This is a genomic window from Bradyrhizobium sp. HKCCYLRH2047 (assembly GCF_051168175.1).
Taxonomy (GTDB): domain Bacteria; phylum Pseudomonadota; class Alphaproteobacteria; order Rhizobiales; family Xanthobacteraceae; genus Bradyrhizobium.
Map to the genome: position 1 here is coordinate 419,546 of NZ_JBNPUM010000008.1, position 13,968 is coordinate 433,513.

The 13,968-nt window shown below is 67.2% G+C and carries 15 protein-coding genes; 6 read left to right on the top strand and 9 right to left on the bottom strand.

All coding sequences use genetic code 11. The annotated features are described in order from the left end of the window. Positions 1-28: 28 nt before the first annotated feature. The 3 genes from ACQR1D_RS21300 to ACQR1D_RS21310 form a co-directional block, all read right to left on the bottom strand. Positions 29-1,015 carry a Bug family tripartite tricarboxylate transporter substrate binding protein gene (locus ACQR1D_RS21300; RefSeq protein ID WP_315805581.1) on the bottom strand — a complete coding sequence of 329 codons (987 nt, stop codon included), beginning with the start codon at positions 1,013-1,015 and terminating at the stop codon, positions 29-31. 86 nt (positions 1,016-1,101) lie between these two features. Further along, the gene (locus tag ACQR1D_RS21305) at positions 1,102-2,298 is read right to left on the bottom strand and encodes a CaiB/BaiF CoA transferase family protein (protein ID WP_316183555.1); all 1,197 of its coding nucleotides are present in this window, start codon (positions 2,296-2,298) and stop codon (positions 1,102-1,104) included. Positions 2,299-2,315: 17 nt separating this feature from the next. Further along, a complete protein-coding gene (locus tag ACQR1D_RS21310) occupies positions 2,316-3,203 on the bottom strand; it encodes an IclR family transcriptional regulator (RefSeq protein ID WP_434839272.1) in 888 nt (295 codons plus the stop codon). A gap of 190 nt (positions 3,204-3,393) precedes the next feature. Here ACQR1D_RS21310 and ACQR1D_RS21315 point away from each other — a divergent pair, with 190 nt between their 5' ends. After that, positions 3,394-3,789 carry a rhodanese-like domain-containing protein gene (locus ACQR1D_RS21315; protein ID WP_315805584.1) on the top strand — a complete coding sequence of 132 codons (396 nt, stop codon included), beginning with the start codon at positions 3,394-3,396 and terminating at the stop codon, positions 3,787-3,789. A 2-nt stretch (positions 3,790-3,791) separates the two neighbouring features. On the opposite strand, the gene ACQR1D_RS21320 is transcribed toward ACQR1D_RS21315, so the two are convergent. The 6 genes from ACQR1D_RS21320 to ACQR1D_RS21345 all read right to left on the bottom strand — a co-directional run bounded on the left by ACQR1D_RS21320 (position 3,792) and on the right by ACQR1D_RS21345 (position 8,982). Further along, complete coding sequence (locus tag ACQR1D_RS21320) at positions 3,792-5,021, bottom strand: MFS transporter (protein ID WP_316183552.1); 1,230 nt, start codon at positions 5,019-5,021, stop codon at positions 3,792-3,794. Next, a complete protein-coding gene (locus ACQR1D_RS21325) occupies positions 5,018-5,347 on the bottom strand; it encodes a hypothetical protein (protein ID WP_315805586.1) in 330 nt (109 codons plus the stop codon). The genes ACQR1D_RS21320 and ACQR1D_RS21325 overlap by 4 nt, the downstream gene beginning before the upstream one ends. Then, a complete protein-coding gene (locus ACQR1D_RS21330; RefSeq protein WP_434839271.1) occupies positions 5,344-5,916 on the bottom strand; it encodes an isochorismatase family protein in 573 nt (190 codons plus the stop codon). Before ACQR1D_RS21330 ends, ACQR1D_RS21325 begins: the two co-directional genes overlap by 4 nt. Positions 5,917-5,966: 50 nt before the next feature. Next, a complete protein-coding gene (locus tag ACQR1D_RS21335) occupies positions 5,967-6,422 on the bottom strand; it encodes a MarR family winged helix-turn-helix transcriptional regulator (protein WP_316183550.1) in 456 nt (151 codons plus the stop codon). A gap of 212 nt (positions 6,423-6,634) precedes the next feature. Further along, the gene (locus ACQR1D_RS21340) at positions 6,635-8,191 is read right to left on the bottom strand and encodes an ABC transporter permease/substrate-binding protein (RefSeq protein WP_434839270.1); all 1,557 of its coding nucleotides are present in this window, start codon (positions 8,189-8,191) and stop codon (positions 6,635-6,637) included. After that, entirely contained in the window at positions 8,188-8,982 is a 795-nt protein-coding gene (locus ACQR1D_RS21345) for an ATP-binding cassette domain-containing protein (protein WP_434894005.1), read from the bottom strand. The genes ACQR1D_RS21340 and ACQR1D_RS21345 overlap by 4 nt, the downstream gene beginning before the upstream one ends. A gap of 154 nt (positions 8,983-9,136) precedes the next feature. Between ACQR1D_RS21345 and ACQR1D_RS21350 the strand changes: the two genes are divergently transcribed. From ACQR1D_RS21350 to ACQR1D_RS21370, 5 genes are all read left to right on the top strand, one after another. Then, positions 9,137-9,943, top strand: a complete 807-nt coding sequence (locus ACQR1D_RS21350; protein WP_434839435.1) for an ABC transporter ATP-binding protein — start codon at positions 9,137-9,139, stop codon at positions 9,941-9,943. A 218-nt stretch (positions 9,944-10,161) separates the two neighbouring features. Next, on the top strand, positions 10,162-10,947 hold the full coding sequence (locus tag ACQR1D_RS21355; RefSeq protein WP_434839268.1) for an ABC transporter permease: 786 nt from the start codon (positions 10,162-10,164) through the stop codon (positions 10,945-10,947). Positions 10,948-11,168: 221 nt separating this feature from the next. Continuing rightward, positions 11,169-12,182, top strand: coding sequence for an ABC transporter substrate-binding protein (locus ACQR1D_RS21360; RefSeq protein ID WP_434839267.1), 1,014 nt, complete (start codon positions 11,169-11,171; stop codon positions 12,180-12,182). Positions 12,183-12,185: 3 nt separating this feature from the next. Continuing rightward, positions 12,186-12,902, top strand: a complete 717-nt coding sequence (locus ACQR1D_RS21365) for an NUDIX hydrolase (RefSeq protein ID WP_315805593.1) — start codon at positions 12,186-12,188, stop codon at positions 12,900-12,902. Further along, positions 12,899-13,819 carry a polyphosphate kinase 2 family protein gene (locus tag ACQR1D_RS21370; RefSeq protein ID WP_315805594.1) on the top strand — a complete coding sequence of 307 codons (921 nt, stop codon included), beginning with the start codon at positions 12,899-12,901 and terminating at the stop codon, positions 13,817-13,819. The genes ACQR1D_RS21365 and ACQR1D_RS21370 overlap by 4 nt, the downstream gene beginning before the upstream one ends. The last annotated feature ends 149 nt before the right edge of the window (positions 13,820-13,968 follow it).

The window sequence follows — 13,968 nt, forward strand, 5'->3', positions numbered from 1 at the left end:
TCCACTCCCTGATCATTTTTTGTGAAGCTCATTCGGCCTTGATGGCGGCGTCGCGGATGACCGCGCTCCATTTTTTGGTTTCGTCGGCGATGAACTGGCCGAACGCCGTGGGGTCGCGCGGCTGCACGTCGAGCCCTTGTGCGAACAGCTTCTGCTTCACCTCGGGAGCGGCGAGATCGGCGATGATCTCGCGCGACAGCCGGTCGACGATGGCTTGCGGCGTCGCGCCCGGCGCCATGAAGCCGTACCAGCCCGACGCGACCACGTTCGGCAGGCCCTGCTCGCGCAGCGTCGGCGCCTGCGGATAGATCGCGCTCGGCTCGGTGGCGGCGACGCCGAGCACGCGAAACTGGCCGGCCTGGATATAGGGCAGCGCCGTGCTGATCGCGGTCAGCGTCGCGTCGACGCGGCCGGCGAGCAGCTCGGTGTAGGCCATCGAGTCACCGCGGAAGGGAATGTTGAGGCCGGTCACCTTGGCGTCGCGGAACAGCAGCTCGGCGGCGAGATGCGGCTGCGAGCCGGCGCCCGGCGAGGCGAAGGTCAGGCCTTCGGGCTTGGACTTGCCGTAGGCGATCAGCTCGGCCAGCGTCTTGTACGGCGCGTTGGCGCTGATCATCAGGAAGATCGGCGCGACGACGGTGCCGGCGACGGGGCGCAGATCCTTGATCGGGTCGTAGGTCAGCTTGCCGAACAGCGCTTCGGCGGTGACGTAGGGCGCAGCGGCGTAGAGCAGGGTGTAGCCGTCGGGTGCGGCGCGGGCGACGACGTCGTTGGCGATGCGGCTGCCGGCGCCCGGCTTGTTCTCGATGATGAACTGCTGACCGAGGTGATGTTCGAACTCCGTCGCCAGAAGGCGCAGTGAGATGTCGCTGGCGCCTCCGGCGCCATAGGGACAGATCAGCCGCACCATGCGGGTCGGCCACTCGCCCTCGGCGCGTGCGGGATGGCTGCGGCCCAGGGCCAGCGCGGCCCCGGCACCGAGCAGGCCACGGCGCGTCATCGTCAACGGTCTCATCGCGCATCTCCCTGTCTGCTGCATCCCTTGTCCGGGCTGCTCCGGCGCGTTCTTCGCTGCGCCTGGTCGTATCTGCTCGCGCCGCGTCAGATCACCTTCCTGCGCGCGAGATCGTCCATCTCCTGGTCTGACAGTCCAAGCCAGCCCTGATAGATCTCCAGGTTGTCCTGGCCGACGTCGCCCGCGGCATGGCGCAGCGCCGCGGGATCGTTGCCAAAGCGCGGTACGACGTTCGACATTGCCACCGAGCCGAAATCGCGGTCGGGCACGCGCGTGATCATCTCGCGCGCGATCGCCTGCGGATCGGCCGCGATCTGGTCGATCGCGTAGATCGGCGCGATCGTTCCCTTGGCCGCGGTGAAGCGCGCGACGACATCATCGAGGTCATGCGCGGCGCACCAGGCGGCAAAGATCGCGTTGAGCTCGGCCGAATGCTTCACCCGCGAGGCATTGTTCGCGAAGCGCGGATCCTCGATCAGGTCAGGACGATCGATCGCGCGACAATTGGCGGCGTAGAGCGCGTTGGTCGAGCCGGCGAGCGTCACCCAGCGATCGTCGCGGGTGCGATAGACTGCGGCCGGCGCCGAGTAGCCGTTGGCATTGCCGATCCGGCTGCGGCTGAAGCCGAGCTGGTCGTGCTCGACGGGCAACACGTCGAGCAAGCGGAAGACAGCCTCGGTCAGCGCCAGATCGATCTCCTCGCCCGGCGCCTCGGGATCGCGCGCCCGCTTCCACAACGCCGCGAGCACGCCGAGTGCGCCGAAGGTGCCGCCGATGGCATCGCCGATCGGATAGCCCGGATGGGTCGGCTCGCCCTCGGCCTCGCCGGTGATGTAGGTGAGCCCGCCCATTGCCTCGAAGATGCGGGCAAAGCCCGGACGGTCCTTGTACGGCCCGTCCTGCCCGAACGCGGTGGCGCGCAGGATGACGAGGCGCGGCTGGATCGACCACAGCACCTCTTTCGTCAGCCCCCAGCGATCGAGCGTGCCGGGGCGGAAGTTCTCGATCAACACGTCGAAGCGCGGCAGCAGCCGCTTGAACAGCGCGAGCCCGTCGGGCGTGCGCAAATCGAGCGTCGCGAAGCTCTTGTTGCGATTGGCGGTCTTCCACCACAGCGGCTTGCCGTCCTTGAACGGCGGAAAGGTGCGGACACCGTCGCCTTGGCCCGGCATCTCGATCTTCAGGACGTCGGCGCCGTAATCGGCGAGCAGCGTGGCCGCGAACGGCGCCGCGATGATCGTGGCGATGTCGAGAACGCGCAAACCCTGGAGTGGCCCGGCCATGTCGTGATGCACCTGTCTCAGCCGGCTTCGGCCGCAAGCGCCGGCTCCGGCGCGCGCCTGATGATCTCGGGCTCGGCTTCGTTGATGAGCGCCCGGATGCTGGCGGCGAGCGCCGTGATGCGCGGGCCGATCTCGGCCTCGAGCTGGCCCGGCTGCAGCCGGAAGGCGGGAATGCCGCAATTGATCGCGAAGGCGCGGCCGGAGCTGGCCGCGTAATGCAGCGGCGCGGCGACGGCGTGAATCGCGGGCATGTATTCGCCGATGCAGGTGCAGAACCCGCGATCGGCACATTGCGTGATGCCGCCGAAATAGAGTGCGGAAAAATTGCTCCATTGTTCGGCGTCGCCGGCGGCGAGCTGCGCGTCGAAACGCGCGGCCGCTCCGGGCGGAAGGATCGCCGACGCGGCGCGCCCCATCGCGGTCGCGACCACCGAGATCGGCATGCCGATGTCCGGTACATGGGGGCCGACGTCGCCGGAGCGCGCGGTCTCGACATAGACCACGGCGCTGCCGTCGAGCAGGCCGATCGACACGGTGCCGCGGACGCTCGCGGCGAGATCCTGCATCAGCGGCCGCGCGATCTGCCGGAACGGCATGTCGGCGAGCAGCGGATGCGCCATCCGCAACGCGCGGATGCCGAGGCGATACTTCGCGAGCGCCTGATCGAACGAGAGATAGCCGAGCTCGGTGAGGGTGTGGGTCAGCCGGGCCACGGTCGGCCGCGGAATCCCGGTCCGGACCGAGATGTCCATGTTGCCGAGCACCGCCGATCCGGTCCCGAACGCCTCCAGCACGAACAGGCCCTTGGCCAGGGTTGTGGCAAAGGCGGCATCGCTGGCGCTGTCCGCCAGCATGGTTTCGACAGCGCGGTCGCGGTTGATCGGGAGGGAGCGGGAAGCGGACATGGTCGAAGAATGACCGATGATAGCCGTAGAGTCCATATGCTTGTTATTTTGATGCATAATCGTCCACTATGTGGACATTGCGGGCGAGCGCAGTTTCCTTTGCTGCGCCCCGCGCCGGTCCCCTGATCGAGGGTTGTGAACCGGCCGGCGGACCGCTACCGCTGTCTCGTCAACGTCCGGGAGGAAATCGATGTCGACCTCAGTCAAGCAGATGCTGGAAGCCGCCAACGCCGCGGTGCCGAAGATCACGCCGGCCGAGGCGCAGGCGATGATCGCCAAGGGCAACACGCTGGTGCTCGACGTGCGCGATGCGCCGGAGGTCGAGAAGAGCGGCAAGATCGAAGGCGCGCATCACGTCTCGCGCGGCATGCTCGAATTCCGCGCCGATCCGGACTCGCCCTATCACGACAAGAATTTCAGCAAGGACAAGAGCGTCATTCTGTATTGCGCCTCCGGCGGCCGCTCGGCGCTGGCAGGGAAGACGCTGAAGGACCTCGGCTACGACAAGGTCTTCAATGTCGGCGCGTTCAAGGATTGGGCCGAGAGCGGCGGCGCGGTCGAGAAGCCGATCGAGCCGGGGATGTGAGATCACGTTCGATGCGGCGTTCGCATCGCTGCGATGGCAACGAGCGCGGCAGCGAGACCTGACGCCGCGCCGACGCCGAGTGCCCAGCGCGGGCCGAGGCTGTCGGCCACCCAGCCCACGATCGGCGCGCCGATCGGCGTGCCGCCGAGTGCGACGCCGACGCGCAGCGCCATCACCCGGCCGCGCATGGAGGGCTCGGTCGCAAGCTGCATCAGGCTGTTGGTGGTGTTGGTGAACATGAGCGCCGCGACGCCGATGACGACGAGCGCGGCGCCGAACAGCCAGATGGTCGGGGCGAGCGCGGCCAGCGTGCAGCCTAGTCCGAACAGGCCGCTGCCTGCGAGCAGCGCGCCAAATCTCGGCCTGCGCCGGCTGGCGTTGAACAGGGCGCCGGCAACCGTGCCGACGGCCATGACCGAGGACAGCAGGCCGTAGCCGCGTGCATCGCTGTGAAAGACCTTGATCGCCATCGTCGAGACGAAGATCTGGAAGTTGAGCCCGAACGTTCCGATCAGGGCGAGCATGATCAAAGTGGCCCGGAGCTCCGGGTGGGACCATGCGTAGTGAAAGCCGGCGGTGACGCTCGCCAGGACGTTTCCCTTGGCGTGCTGCGCCCGCGGGTTCGGACGCAGATCGGCGATGCGGAGCAGGTTCAACGACGCCAGCACGGCCATGAACGACGCGCCGTTGATCAGGAAGGCCCAGCCGGTGCCGAACGCGGCGATCACCATGCCGGCGATTGCCGGGCCGATCATCCGCGCGGCGTTGAACGATGTCGAGTTGAGCGCGATCGCGTTGGGCAAATCGTCGTTCCCGACCAACTCGGCGACGAACGTCTGGCGCACCGGAGCGTCGAAGGCTGCCGCGCAGCCGAACAGGAATGCGAACACGTCGACTTGCCAGAGCTGGACGACGCCGGTCACGGTGAGAAGGCCGAGGATGAGCGCGAACGCTCCCATCGTCGCCTGGGTGGCGATCAAGACCCGTCGCTGATTGAAATGGTCGGCCACGTAGCCGGTCAGAGGTAACAGCAGGAGCTGCGGCCCGTACTGCAGCGCCATCACCGTGCCGACGGCGGACGCGTTATGCGAGGTGAGCTGGATCAGCACCAGCCAAGTCTGGGCGGTGCGTTGCATCCAGGTGCCGATATTGGAGACGAGCGCGCCGGCCGCCCAGACCCGGTAGTTGAACTTGTGCAGCGACCGGAACATGCCCGGCGCCTTGCCCGTCATGATCGCTTCCGCAGATCGCCACCATGGAGCGCGCCGAAGTGTCGCGCGAGCATCAGGCCGATGGCGAGCGAGCCGAGGCCGAGAGCCACGACATCGCTTGTGTTTCTCAGTTCGAAATCGCCGACGCGGCAGACCAGCAGATAGCCGACGGCGACGTTGAACAGGCCCCAGAGCACGTTCACCGTCGACGAGGAGAGGCCGCGTCCCGAAGGTTTCGCGAACGGGCTCTGGAACGGCTGACCCATCAGGCCGGCCACGACATGCGGAACGGCGTTGGCCAGGAAGGCGCCGCCGAAGAAATAGGAAAAGAGATCAAGCCAGGTCATGTCAGGGGGGTCCTCGCGTCGAGCAGTCGGATGATGTCCGCAGACGTGCCGGTTTCGCCCAGTCGCGGAAAGACATGGGTGAGGCTGTACTGGTGCGCCTCGGGGCGCGTGTCGGTCATGGCGTCGACGGCGAGCGTGACGTTGAAGCCCTGCTCATACGCTTGCCGCGCCGTGGACTCGACGCCGGTGCCGGTGGCCACGCCGGCAACGACCACCTGCGTCACGTCGCGCGCCTTCAATCGTGTCTCCAGATCGGTGCTGGCGAAGGCGCCCCAGGTCCGCTTGGTCACCACGATGTCGTGCGGTTGCCGGTTCAGCTCGGGGATGAGATCGGCCCAGTCCGCAGGGAACGGCGCGGTGAGACGTGGCGGCCGCTCGGTCCGTCCCGGGGCGGTGCCGGCGACATTGACCAGCACGACCGGAAGCCTGAGCGCGCGGAAACGTTCCGCCAAGGCGGAAGCGCATGCGATGACCCCGCCGATCGGATGCAGCAAGGATGCGCCGACGATGCCTTTCTGCAGATCGACAACGATGAGCGCGGTATGCAGATCGAGCTGCGTGAGCGCCATTGATGATCTCCTCTTGCACGCGGCGCGCGTTTGCGCGCGGCCGTCACGCGTCAGTCGTCGACCAGGCGCCTGAGCAGCACGATGGCTGAAGCGAGTTGCTGCTGCTCCGCTGGCGAGAGCCGCGCCGCGATGGTGCGCGACAGCCAGTCCTGCCGCGCGGCGCGTCCTTCGTCGATCCGGACGCGGCATGCCTCTGTCAGCGAAAGGATGGTCTGCCGGCCGTCCCCCGGGTCCGGCGATCCGCGCACCAGGCCGGCGCTTTCCAGCGCTGCAATGATTGGCCCCATCGATTGCGGCCGCATCCCCTCGATCCGCGCGAGATGCGAGGCCGTCGTGGGCCCGTCTTTTTCGAGGCGAAGCAGCACCGATACCTGAGACGGCGGCAGATCGCCCGCGTCAGCCTGCTCGCGCAGCCGGCGCTTCAGCTTGCCGGCGACCGCCCGCAGCTCGCCAGCCAGGGCATGGGTAGCGGGCGGGGGGACCTTCCGGGGTGACTGTCGGCTCATGCCGCAAGGCTATGGCAGGTCAGTTATGAAGTCAATCTTATAAGTTTAACTGATGATATGCGCGGTCCCCGGGGCGTTGTGGCTCGAACACGTTCGTTCGCTCTGCAAGAGCCCTTATCGGGCTCGCGCGCGCGAGATGATTGCGATTGAATTGGCCGGACAAGCAGTCGTGACGTCGGGAGCGATCAGGCAGAACTCGGAAAGCGGATGATCTACTTCCCGATCTTCGCCCACAGCCAGCGCGCCACCGCCTGCGGCGAGGACTCCGCGTCGCTGCCCGAGGCGCGCAGATTGGCCTGCTGCATCGTCGCGATGTCGATGCGGCCGAGCAGCGGTCGTAACGCATCCTGCAACGCGCGGTCCTGGGCACGCTTCGGCGACAGCAGCAGGATCGCGTCGTAAGGCGGGATCGCCTGCTTGGGGTCGTCGAGCACGACGAGATCGTATTTCGCGATCAGGCCGTCGCTGGTGTAGCCGGCGATGACGTCGACCTCGCCGGAGGCGGCCGCGGCATACATGAAGTCGGGCTGCATCTGGCGCTGGGCGCGGAAGGCGAGGCCATAGGCGTCGCGCAAGGCCGCCCATTCCGGGCGCGAGAAGAACTCGTAGTCGCCGGCGATCGACATGTCGCTGGTGTGACGCGCGAGGTCGGCGATCGAGCGGATGCCGAGCGCCTCGGCCGTCTTGCGCGGCATCACCAGCGCGTAGGCGTTCTCGAAGCCGAGCTCGCCGAGCAGGCTCACCTTGTCCTTGGCGAGATCCTGCTTCAGTGCACCGAGCAGCGCAGCGCGCGGCAACGGCTCCTTGTGGTGAAACTGGTTGGCCCACAGCGTGCCGGAATAGTCGACATAGGCGTCGATGTCGCCGTTCTTCAGCGCCTCGTAGATCACGCTGGAGCCAAGCCCGGCGCGCGTCGTCGCCGAGAGGCCGGATGCCTGCAGCCGCTCGCTGATCAAGGCCGACAGCACATATTGCTCGGTAAAGGTCTTGGCGCCGATCACGTAGCCTGCCGAGCCGCCGGCCAGCGAGGGCAGGAGACTCGCGCCGACCATGAGCGCGATGGTTGCGGTGCCAAGCCCGACACGGGCACGGCTGCGCCTGCGCAGGCCATCCTCGATCAGCGCCAGCAACTGATCGATGGCAAGCGCCAGCACGGCGGCGGCGACGCAGCCGAACACGACCAACACCCAGTTCTGGGTCTGCAATCCGGCAAAGATGTAGTTGCCGAGCGAGGTCTGGCCGATCGGCGTCGACAAGGTCGCGGTGCCGATCACCCACACCGCGGCGGTGCGGATGCCGGCCATGATCACCGGCAGCGCCAGCGGCAGCTCCACCATCGTCAGCGCCTGGCGCTCGGTCATGCCGACGCCTTTGGCGGCCTCGATCAGGCTTGCGTCGACGCCGTTCAGCCCGGTGATGGTGTTGCGCAGCACCGGCAGCATCGAATACAGCGCCAGCGCCAGCACCGCGGGCAGGAAGCCGAAGGCCGAGAACGAGAGCCCGAACCAGCGCAAGGTGAGTGCCGTCAGCGCCAGCAGCAGCGGATAGAACAGCGCCAGCAGCGCCAGTCCCGGCACCGTCTGCACCACGCTGGCGACGCCGAGCAGCAGATTGCGCAGGGCAGGGCGATTGCGCGCGAGCAGCGCCAGCGGAAAGCTCACGGCGAGGCCGAGCGCCAGCGCGGCGAGGCTCACGCGCAGATGGCTGCCGAGATAGTCAGGGAGATGCGACAGCGCCTCGGTGAAGCGTGGATCGGACAGGGCGCTCATGCTGCGCCGCTTTCGGGCAGCAGCGCGGCCAGCCGCGCCGCCTGCCGGCGCGGCGTCGTCATCAGCTCCGTCACATAGGGGTCGCGGCTGGCCGCGAGCTCGGCCGGCGTGCCGATCTCGATCAGGCGTCCGCCGCGCATCACTGCGATGCGGTCGGCGAGCAGCAGGGCCTCGGTGATGTCGTGCGTGATCATGATCGTGGTCAGCGCGAACTGCTCATGCAGGGCGCGGTAGTCGCTGCCGAGCGCATCACGCGTCAGCGGATCGAGCGCGCCGAACGGCTCGTCCATCAGCACGATCTTCGGCCGCGCCGCGAGCGCGCGGGCGACGCCGACGCGCTGGCGCTGGCCGCCCGAGAGCTCGTGCGGCAGCCGGTCGCGATGCGCCTTGCGGTCGAGCCGCACGAGGTCGAGCAGCTCGCCGACGCGCGTGGCGATCTCGGCCGGCGGGGTCGCCAGCAGCCTGGGGGTGATGCCGATGTTGGCGGCAACCGTCATGTGCGGAAACAGCGCCCCGTTCTGGAACACGGTGCTAATCCGGCGACGCAGGCTGACAGGATCGAGGCCGGCGATATCCTCACCGGCAATCCGGATCGCGCCGCCGTCCAGCTCGATCAGGCGGTTGGTCAGCCGCAGCAGCGTGGTCTTGCCCGAGCCGGAGCCGCCCACGATCGCCAGGAACTCACCCTCGGCGACCTCCATCGATACGCCGTCGACCGCGGTCACGGCGACCGACGGACCAGGAAAGCCCTTGCGGACGTTGGCGTAGACGATGAACGGCGTGCGCGGCATGCGGCCTTGCGGAACGGTTGGCCGAGGTGTTGGCGGAGGTGTTGGCCTTGGGCTCAGTCAGATGACCTAGCACGTCCGGGCCGCGCGTTGAACTTCGCCGCGCAAGCGGCTAAGCCGTCCCGGCCATTCTCCGGGGAGGAACTTGGACGTGACGATGCCCACGGCCGCCGCGGTCGCGCTGGAGCGAACGACGGTGGCATTCCGTCTCGCCGGCGGACGCACCTACACCGCCGTCGAGACGGCGGATCTGGCCGTCGCCGACGGCGAGTTCGTCGCCATCGTCGGGCCGACCGGCTGCGGCAAATCCACCCTTCTCAACGTGGCGGCGGGACTGCTGAAGCCGGCCGCCGGCCAGGTGCGGATCTTCGGCCAGCCGCTGGCCGGCCTCAATCGCGACGCCGGCTACCTGTTCCAGGCCGATGCGTTGTTCCCATGGAAGACCGCGCTGGAGAACGTCGCGATCGGGCTCGAGGTCGCGGGCACGCCGTCGAAGGATGCGGCCGCCAAGGCGCAGCAATGGCTGACCTCGGTCGGCCTCGGCGCCTTCGGCAACCGCTATCCGCACATGCTGTCGGGCGGCCAGCGCAAGCGCGTCGGGCTCGCCCAGGTGCTGATCCGCAATCCCCGCATCATCCTGATGGACGAGCCGTTCGGGCCGCTCGACGCGCAGACGCGGCAGATCATGGGCAATTTGCTGCTCGATCTCTGGAATGCCGACCGCAAGGCGGTGCTGTTCGTCACTCACGATCTCGAGGAGGCGATCGCGCTCGCCGACCGCGTCGTCATCATGTCGGCCGGCCCGGCCTCGCGCATCATCGGCGACTGGCGCGTGACCCTGCCGCGTCCGCGCGACATCTTCGAGGTGCGCATGAAGCACGAGTTCCACGAGCTGCATCGCGAGATCTGGCAGACGCTGAAGGCGGAGGTCGAGAAGACCTACAAGCAGGCGGAGGCGGTGTGATGGGAGCAGTGACTCGTTCGATCATGAGAGCCTCGATGTTTCCACTTGGACAGTGCACTCCCTCCCCCCTTGTGGGGGAGGGTCGGGGAGGGGGGGGCCTCGGAAACACTGTTGGTTGGAGTACCCCCCTCCCCAGCCCTCCCCCACAAGGGGGGAGGGAGCGGAGCGGTGCGTGTGGCTTAGACACGGCGTCCGTCTCGTACAGCGAGGCCGCCTGAATGTCGCGTCTCGGTCTGCTCGCGCTGCAGCTGCTGGTCGCCATCGTCGCGATTGCGCTGTGGCAGTTCTTTGCCACCGTGCCGGTGTTCGGGCGCATCTGGCTGCCGCCGTTCTTCTTCTCCAATCCGGTCGACGTGTTTGCCCAGGTCGTCAAGTGGTTCTCGACCGGCGCGATCTGGAAGCACCTCGCGATCACCCTGTGGGAGTCGATCCTGGCGTTCGCGATCGGCTCGCTCGGCGGCGTGCTGGTCGGCTTCTGGTTCGCGCGCAAGCCGCTGGTCGCCGCCGTGTTCGACCCCTACGTCAAGATGGCCAACGCGCTGCCGCGCGTGGTGCTGGCGCCGATCTTCACGCTGTGGCTGGGGCTCGGCATCTGGTCCAAGGTCGCGCTCGGCGTGACGCTCGTCTTCTTCATCGTGTTCTTCAACGTCTATCAGGGCGTGAAGGAGGTCTCGACCGTGGTGCGCGACAATGCCCGCATGCTCGGCATGAGCGAGCGGCAGTTGATGCGCCACGTCTATTGGCCGTCGGCGCTGTCCTGGATGTTCTCGTCGCTGCACACCTCGGTGGGCTTCGCCGTCGTCGGCGCTGTCGTCGGCGAATATCTCGGCTCGGCCGCCGGCCTCGGCTATCTGATCCAGCAGGCCGAAGGCATCTTCGACGTCGCCGGCGTGTTCGCCGGCATGTTCGTGCTGTCGGCGTTCGTCATCCTGATCGACATCTGCGTCACGCTGGTGGAGCGGCGGCTCCTGGTGTGGCGGCCTGACGCGGCGGATGGACGGTGAGTGCCGCCGTGCTCCCACATCCTCCGCCGTCGTCCCGGCGAACGCCGGGACCCATACCGCGTGATATCGCGGTTGGAAAAGACGGGTCGTCCCGTGTGCCCCAAACCACTCCCTGGGGTTATGGGTCCCGGCGTTCGCCGGGACGACGGCGGTGGGTGGCGCAGCTTTCTAAAGCCACATCAACACGCCTAATCTGACCAACGACAGAACGGAGGAAACACATGAACAAGATGTTGAGCCGGGTCACCGGCGCGCTGCTGGCGCTGACGCTGAGCACCGGTCTCGCCACCGCGGCCACCAAGGTCACCATCGCAATCGGCGGCGGTGCCTGCCTGTGCTATCTGCCGACCGTGCTGGCCAAGCAGCTCGGCGAATACGAGAAGGCCGGGCTCGACGTCGAGCTGGTCGACCTCAAGGGCGGCTCGGATGCGCTGAAGGCGGTGCTCGGCGGCAGCGCCGACGTCGTCTCCGGCTATTTCGATCACTGCGTCAATCTCGCGGCCAAGAAGCAGGAGATGCAGTCCTTCGTGGTCTACGACCGCTATCCCGGCCTCGTGCTGGTGGTGGCGCCGTCGCACAACAAGGAGATCAGCTCGATCAAGGATCTCGCCGGCAAGAAGGTCGGCGTCAGCGCGCCGGGCTCCTCGACCGACTTCTTCCTGAAGTACATGCTGAAGAAGAACGGCCTCGATCCGTCGGGCACCGCCGTGATCGGCGTCGGCCTGGGCGCAACCGCGGTGGCGGCAATGGAGCAGGGCCAGATCGACGCGGCCGTCATGCTCGATCCCTCGGTCACCGTGCTGCAGGGCAAGCATCCGGACCTCAAGATCCTCAGCGACACCCGCACCCAGCATGACACGCTGGAGGTGTTCGGCGGCGAATATCCCGGCGGCGCGCTGTACTCGACGGCGGCCTGGATCGCCGGCCACGATAAGGAGGCGCAGGCGCTGACCAACGCCATCGTGGCGACGCTGGGCTGGATCCATTCGCATACGCCGGAGGAGATCATGGCGAAGATGCCGGAGGAGCTGGTCGGCAAGGACAAGGCGCTGTATCTCGCGGCGCTCAAGAACACCATCCCGATGTACTCCCAGACCGGCAAGATGGATCCGAAGGGCGCCGACGCCGTGCTCGCGGTGTTCTCGACCGGCTCGCCCGACGTCGCCAAGGCCAATGTCGACGTCAGCAAGACGTTCACCAACAAGTTCGTCGAGCAGGCGAAGGGCGCGAAATAGCGGATGACGGACGTCGTCATCCAGCGCGTCACCACGCTCGACCTCAAGGTCGAGCCGTGGGACTGGCCGTTCGCGAACCAGCGCCGCGACGACATCGCGGCGCATTTCGCCGAATGCCGGCGCGCGAGGCCCGGCCTGTGGAACGGCCGTGTGCTGCTCGGGCGCAATCCGCGCATCGCGGATGGACGTTTTTCGGCGAGCTATTTCGAGACCGATTTCGCCAGCCTGCTGGCGTGGCGCGACTGGGGCTTTCCGGATCGCACCGCCTTCAACGGCTTCGGCATGGGGGCGCTGCGCTCCGCGGATGGCGCCTTCGTGCTCGGCGAGATGGGCGCGCATACCGCCAATGCCGGCCGGCTGTACTTTCCCGCCGGCACGCCGGATCTCGACGACGTCAGCGACGGCGTGCTCGATCTCGCCGCCAACGTCGCGCGCGAGGTCGAGGAGGAGACGGGACTCGCGCCATCGGACTATCAGGCTGCGGCGCATTGGGACTGTGTCGTGACCGGCGCGTCGATCGCGCTGATGCGCGTGCTCGACGCCTCTGACATGGGCGAGGCTCTGCAGCGCCGCATCGAGGCCAACCTCGCGGCCCAGGACGAGCCGGAACTCTGCTCGATACGGCTGGTTCGAAGCAGGAATGATCTGACTGCGGCGATGCCGCGCTTCGTGACCGCCTTCCTCGAAACGCAATTCAGCCCCGGAGAGCCGTCCTCATGAGCAAGAAACCGCGCACGCTGGCCGATGAGCTCGATGGTTTCATCTCGCCGTTCCGGATCGATGGCGGGCACAAGTTTCATCTCAAGTCGCACAAGACCAAGGTCAAGGGCGGCCTCGCCAAGGAAGAGGGCGAGGCGATCATCGAGCAGAACCGCCAGCGGCTCGCCGACTTCCAGGAGAAGCTCTACGCGCAGGACCGCTGGTCGGTGCTGGTGCTGCTGCAGGGCATGGACGCCTCCGGCAAGGACAGCGCGATCAAGAGCATCTTCGAGGGCGTCAATCCGCAGGGCTGCGAGGTCACCTCGTTCAAGCAGCCGACCTCCAAGGAGCTCGACCACGACTTCATGTGGCGCAGCGCCATCGCGCTCCCCGAGCGCGGCCGCATCGGCATCTTCAACCGCTCCTACTACGAGGAATGCCTGGTCACGCGCGTGCATCCGGAGATCCTGAAAGCGGAGAAGCTGCCGCCGAGGCTCGTCACCAAGAACATCTGGCACGAGCGCTTCGAGGACATCTCCGCGTTCGAGCGCTACCTCACGCGCAACGGCACCGTGATCCTGAAGTTCTTCCTCAACATCTCCAAGGAGGAGCAGCGCGAGCGCTTTCTCGACCGGCTGGAGGAGCCGGCGAAGAACTGGAAGTTCTCGATGGGCGACGTCACCGAGCGCGCGAGGTGGAATCGCTACCAGGCGGTCTATCAGGACATCGTGCGCCACACCTCGACGCCCTATGCGCCGTGGCATGTCGTTCCGGCCGACCACAAATGGTTCGCCCGTGTCGTCATCGGCTCGACCATCGTCGCCGCGCTGGATGGCCTGGACCTGCATTTTCCGCGCGTCGACGCCGGCTCGCGCGAGGAGTTCAAGGCGGTGCGCAAGGCGCTCGAGAGCGAAGGCAAGGGCGGCAAGAAGGGCTGAGCGCGAAGCGCTCATCGCACTCTCTCGTTCGTCCGTGGCACCCGCTCGTCAGCTCGTCATGGCCGGGCTTGACCCACGGCTGTCCGGTTCAGCTTCCGCATATTGCGAGGCTCAACTGTTGTGGGTTTTTGGCAAGTTGGGGTGGCCCC

Bases quoted from the DNA above. Each gene is read 5' to 3' on its own strand.
- ACQR1D_RS21300 (WP_315805581.1), bottom strand. From the start codon at position 1,015: ATGAGACCGTTGACGATGACGCGCCGTGGCCTGCTCGGTGCCGGGGCC.
- ACQR1D_RS21305 (WP_316183555.1), bottom strand. From the start codon at position 2,298: ATGGCCGGGCCACTCCAGGGTTTGCGCGTTCTCGACATCGCCACGATC.
- ACQR1D_RS21310 (WP_434839272.1), bottom strand. From the start codon at position 3,203: ATGTCCGCTTCCCGCTCCCTCCCGATCAACCGCGACCGCGCTGTCGAA.
- ACQR1D_RS21315 (WP_315805584.1), top strand. From the start codon at position 3,394: ATGTCGACCTCAGTCAAGCAGATGCTGGAAGCCGCCAACGCCGCGGTG.
- ACQR1D_RS21320 (WP_316183552.1), bottom strand. From the start codon at position 5,021: ATGACGGGCAAGGCGCCGGGCATGTTCCGGTCGCTGCACAAGTTCAAC.
- ACQR1D_RS21325 (WP_315805586.1), bottom strand. From the start codon at position 5,347: ATGACCTGGCTTGATCTCTTTTCCTATTTCTTCGGCGGCGCCTTCCTG.
- ACQR1D_RS21330 (WP_434839271.1), bottom strand. From the start codon at position 5,916: ATGGCGCTCACGCAGCTCGATCTGCATACCGCGCTCATCGTTGTCGAT.
- ACQR1D_RS21335 (WP_316183550.1), bottom strand. From the start codon at position 6,422: ATGAGCCGACAGTCACCCCGGAAGGTCCCCCCGCCCGCTACCCATGCC.
- ACQR1D_RS21340 (WP_434839270.1), bottom strand. From the start codon at position 8,191: ATGAGCGCCCTGTCCGATCCACGCTTCACCGAGGCGCTGTCGCATCTC.
- ACQR1D_RS21345 (WP_434894005.1), bottom strand. From the start codon at position 8,982: ATGCCGCGCACGCCGTTCATCGTCTACGCCAACGTCCGCAAGGGCTTT.
- ACQR1D_RS21350 (WP_434839435.1), top strand. From the start codon at position 9,137: ATGCCCACGGCCGCCGCGGTCGCGCTGGAGCGAACGACGGTGGCATTC.
- ACQR1D_RS21355 (WP_434839268.1), top strand. From the start codon at position 10,162: ATGTCGCGTCTCGGTCTGCTCGCGCTGCAGCTGCTGGTCGCCATCGTC.
- ACQR1D_RS21360 (WP_434839267.1), top strand. From the start codon at position 11,169: ATGAACAAGATGTTGAGCCGGGTCACCGGCGCGCTGCTGGCGCTGACG.
- ACQR1D_RS21365 (WP_315805593.1), top strand. From the start codon at position 12,186: ATGACGGACGTCGTCATCCAGCGCGTCACCACGCTCGACCTCAAGGTC.
- ACQR1D_RS21370 (WP_315805594.1), top strand. From the start codon at position 12,899: ATGAGCAAGAAACCGCGCACGCTGGCCGATGAGCTCGATGGTTTCATC.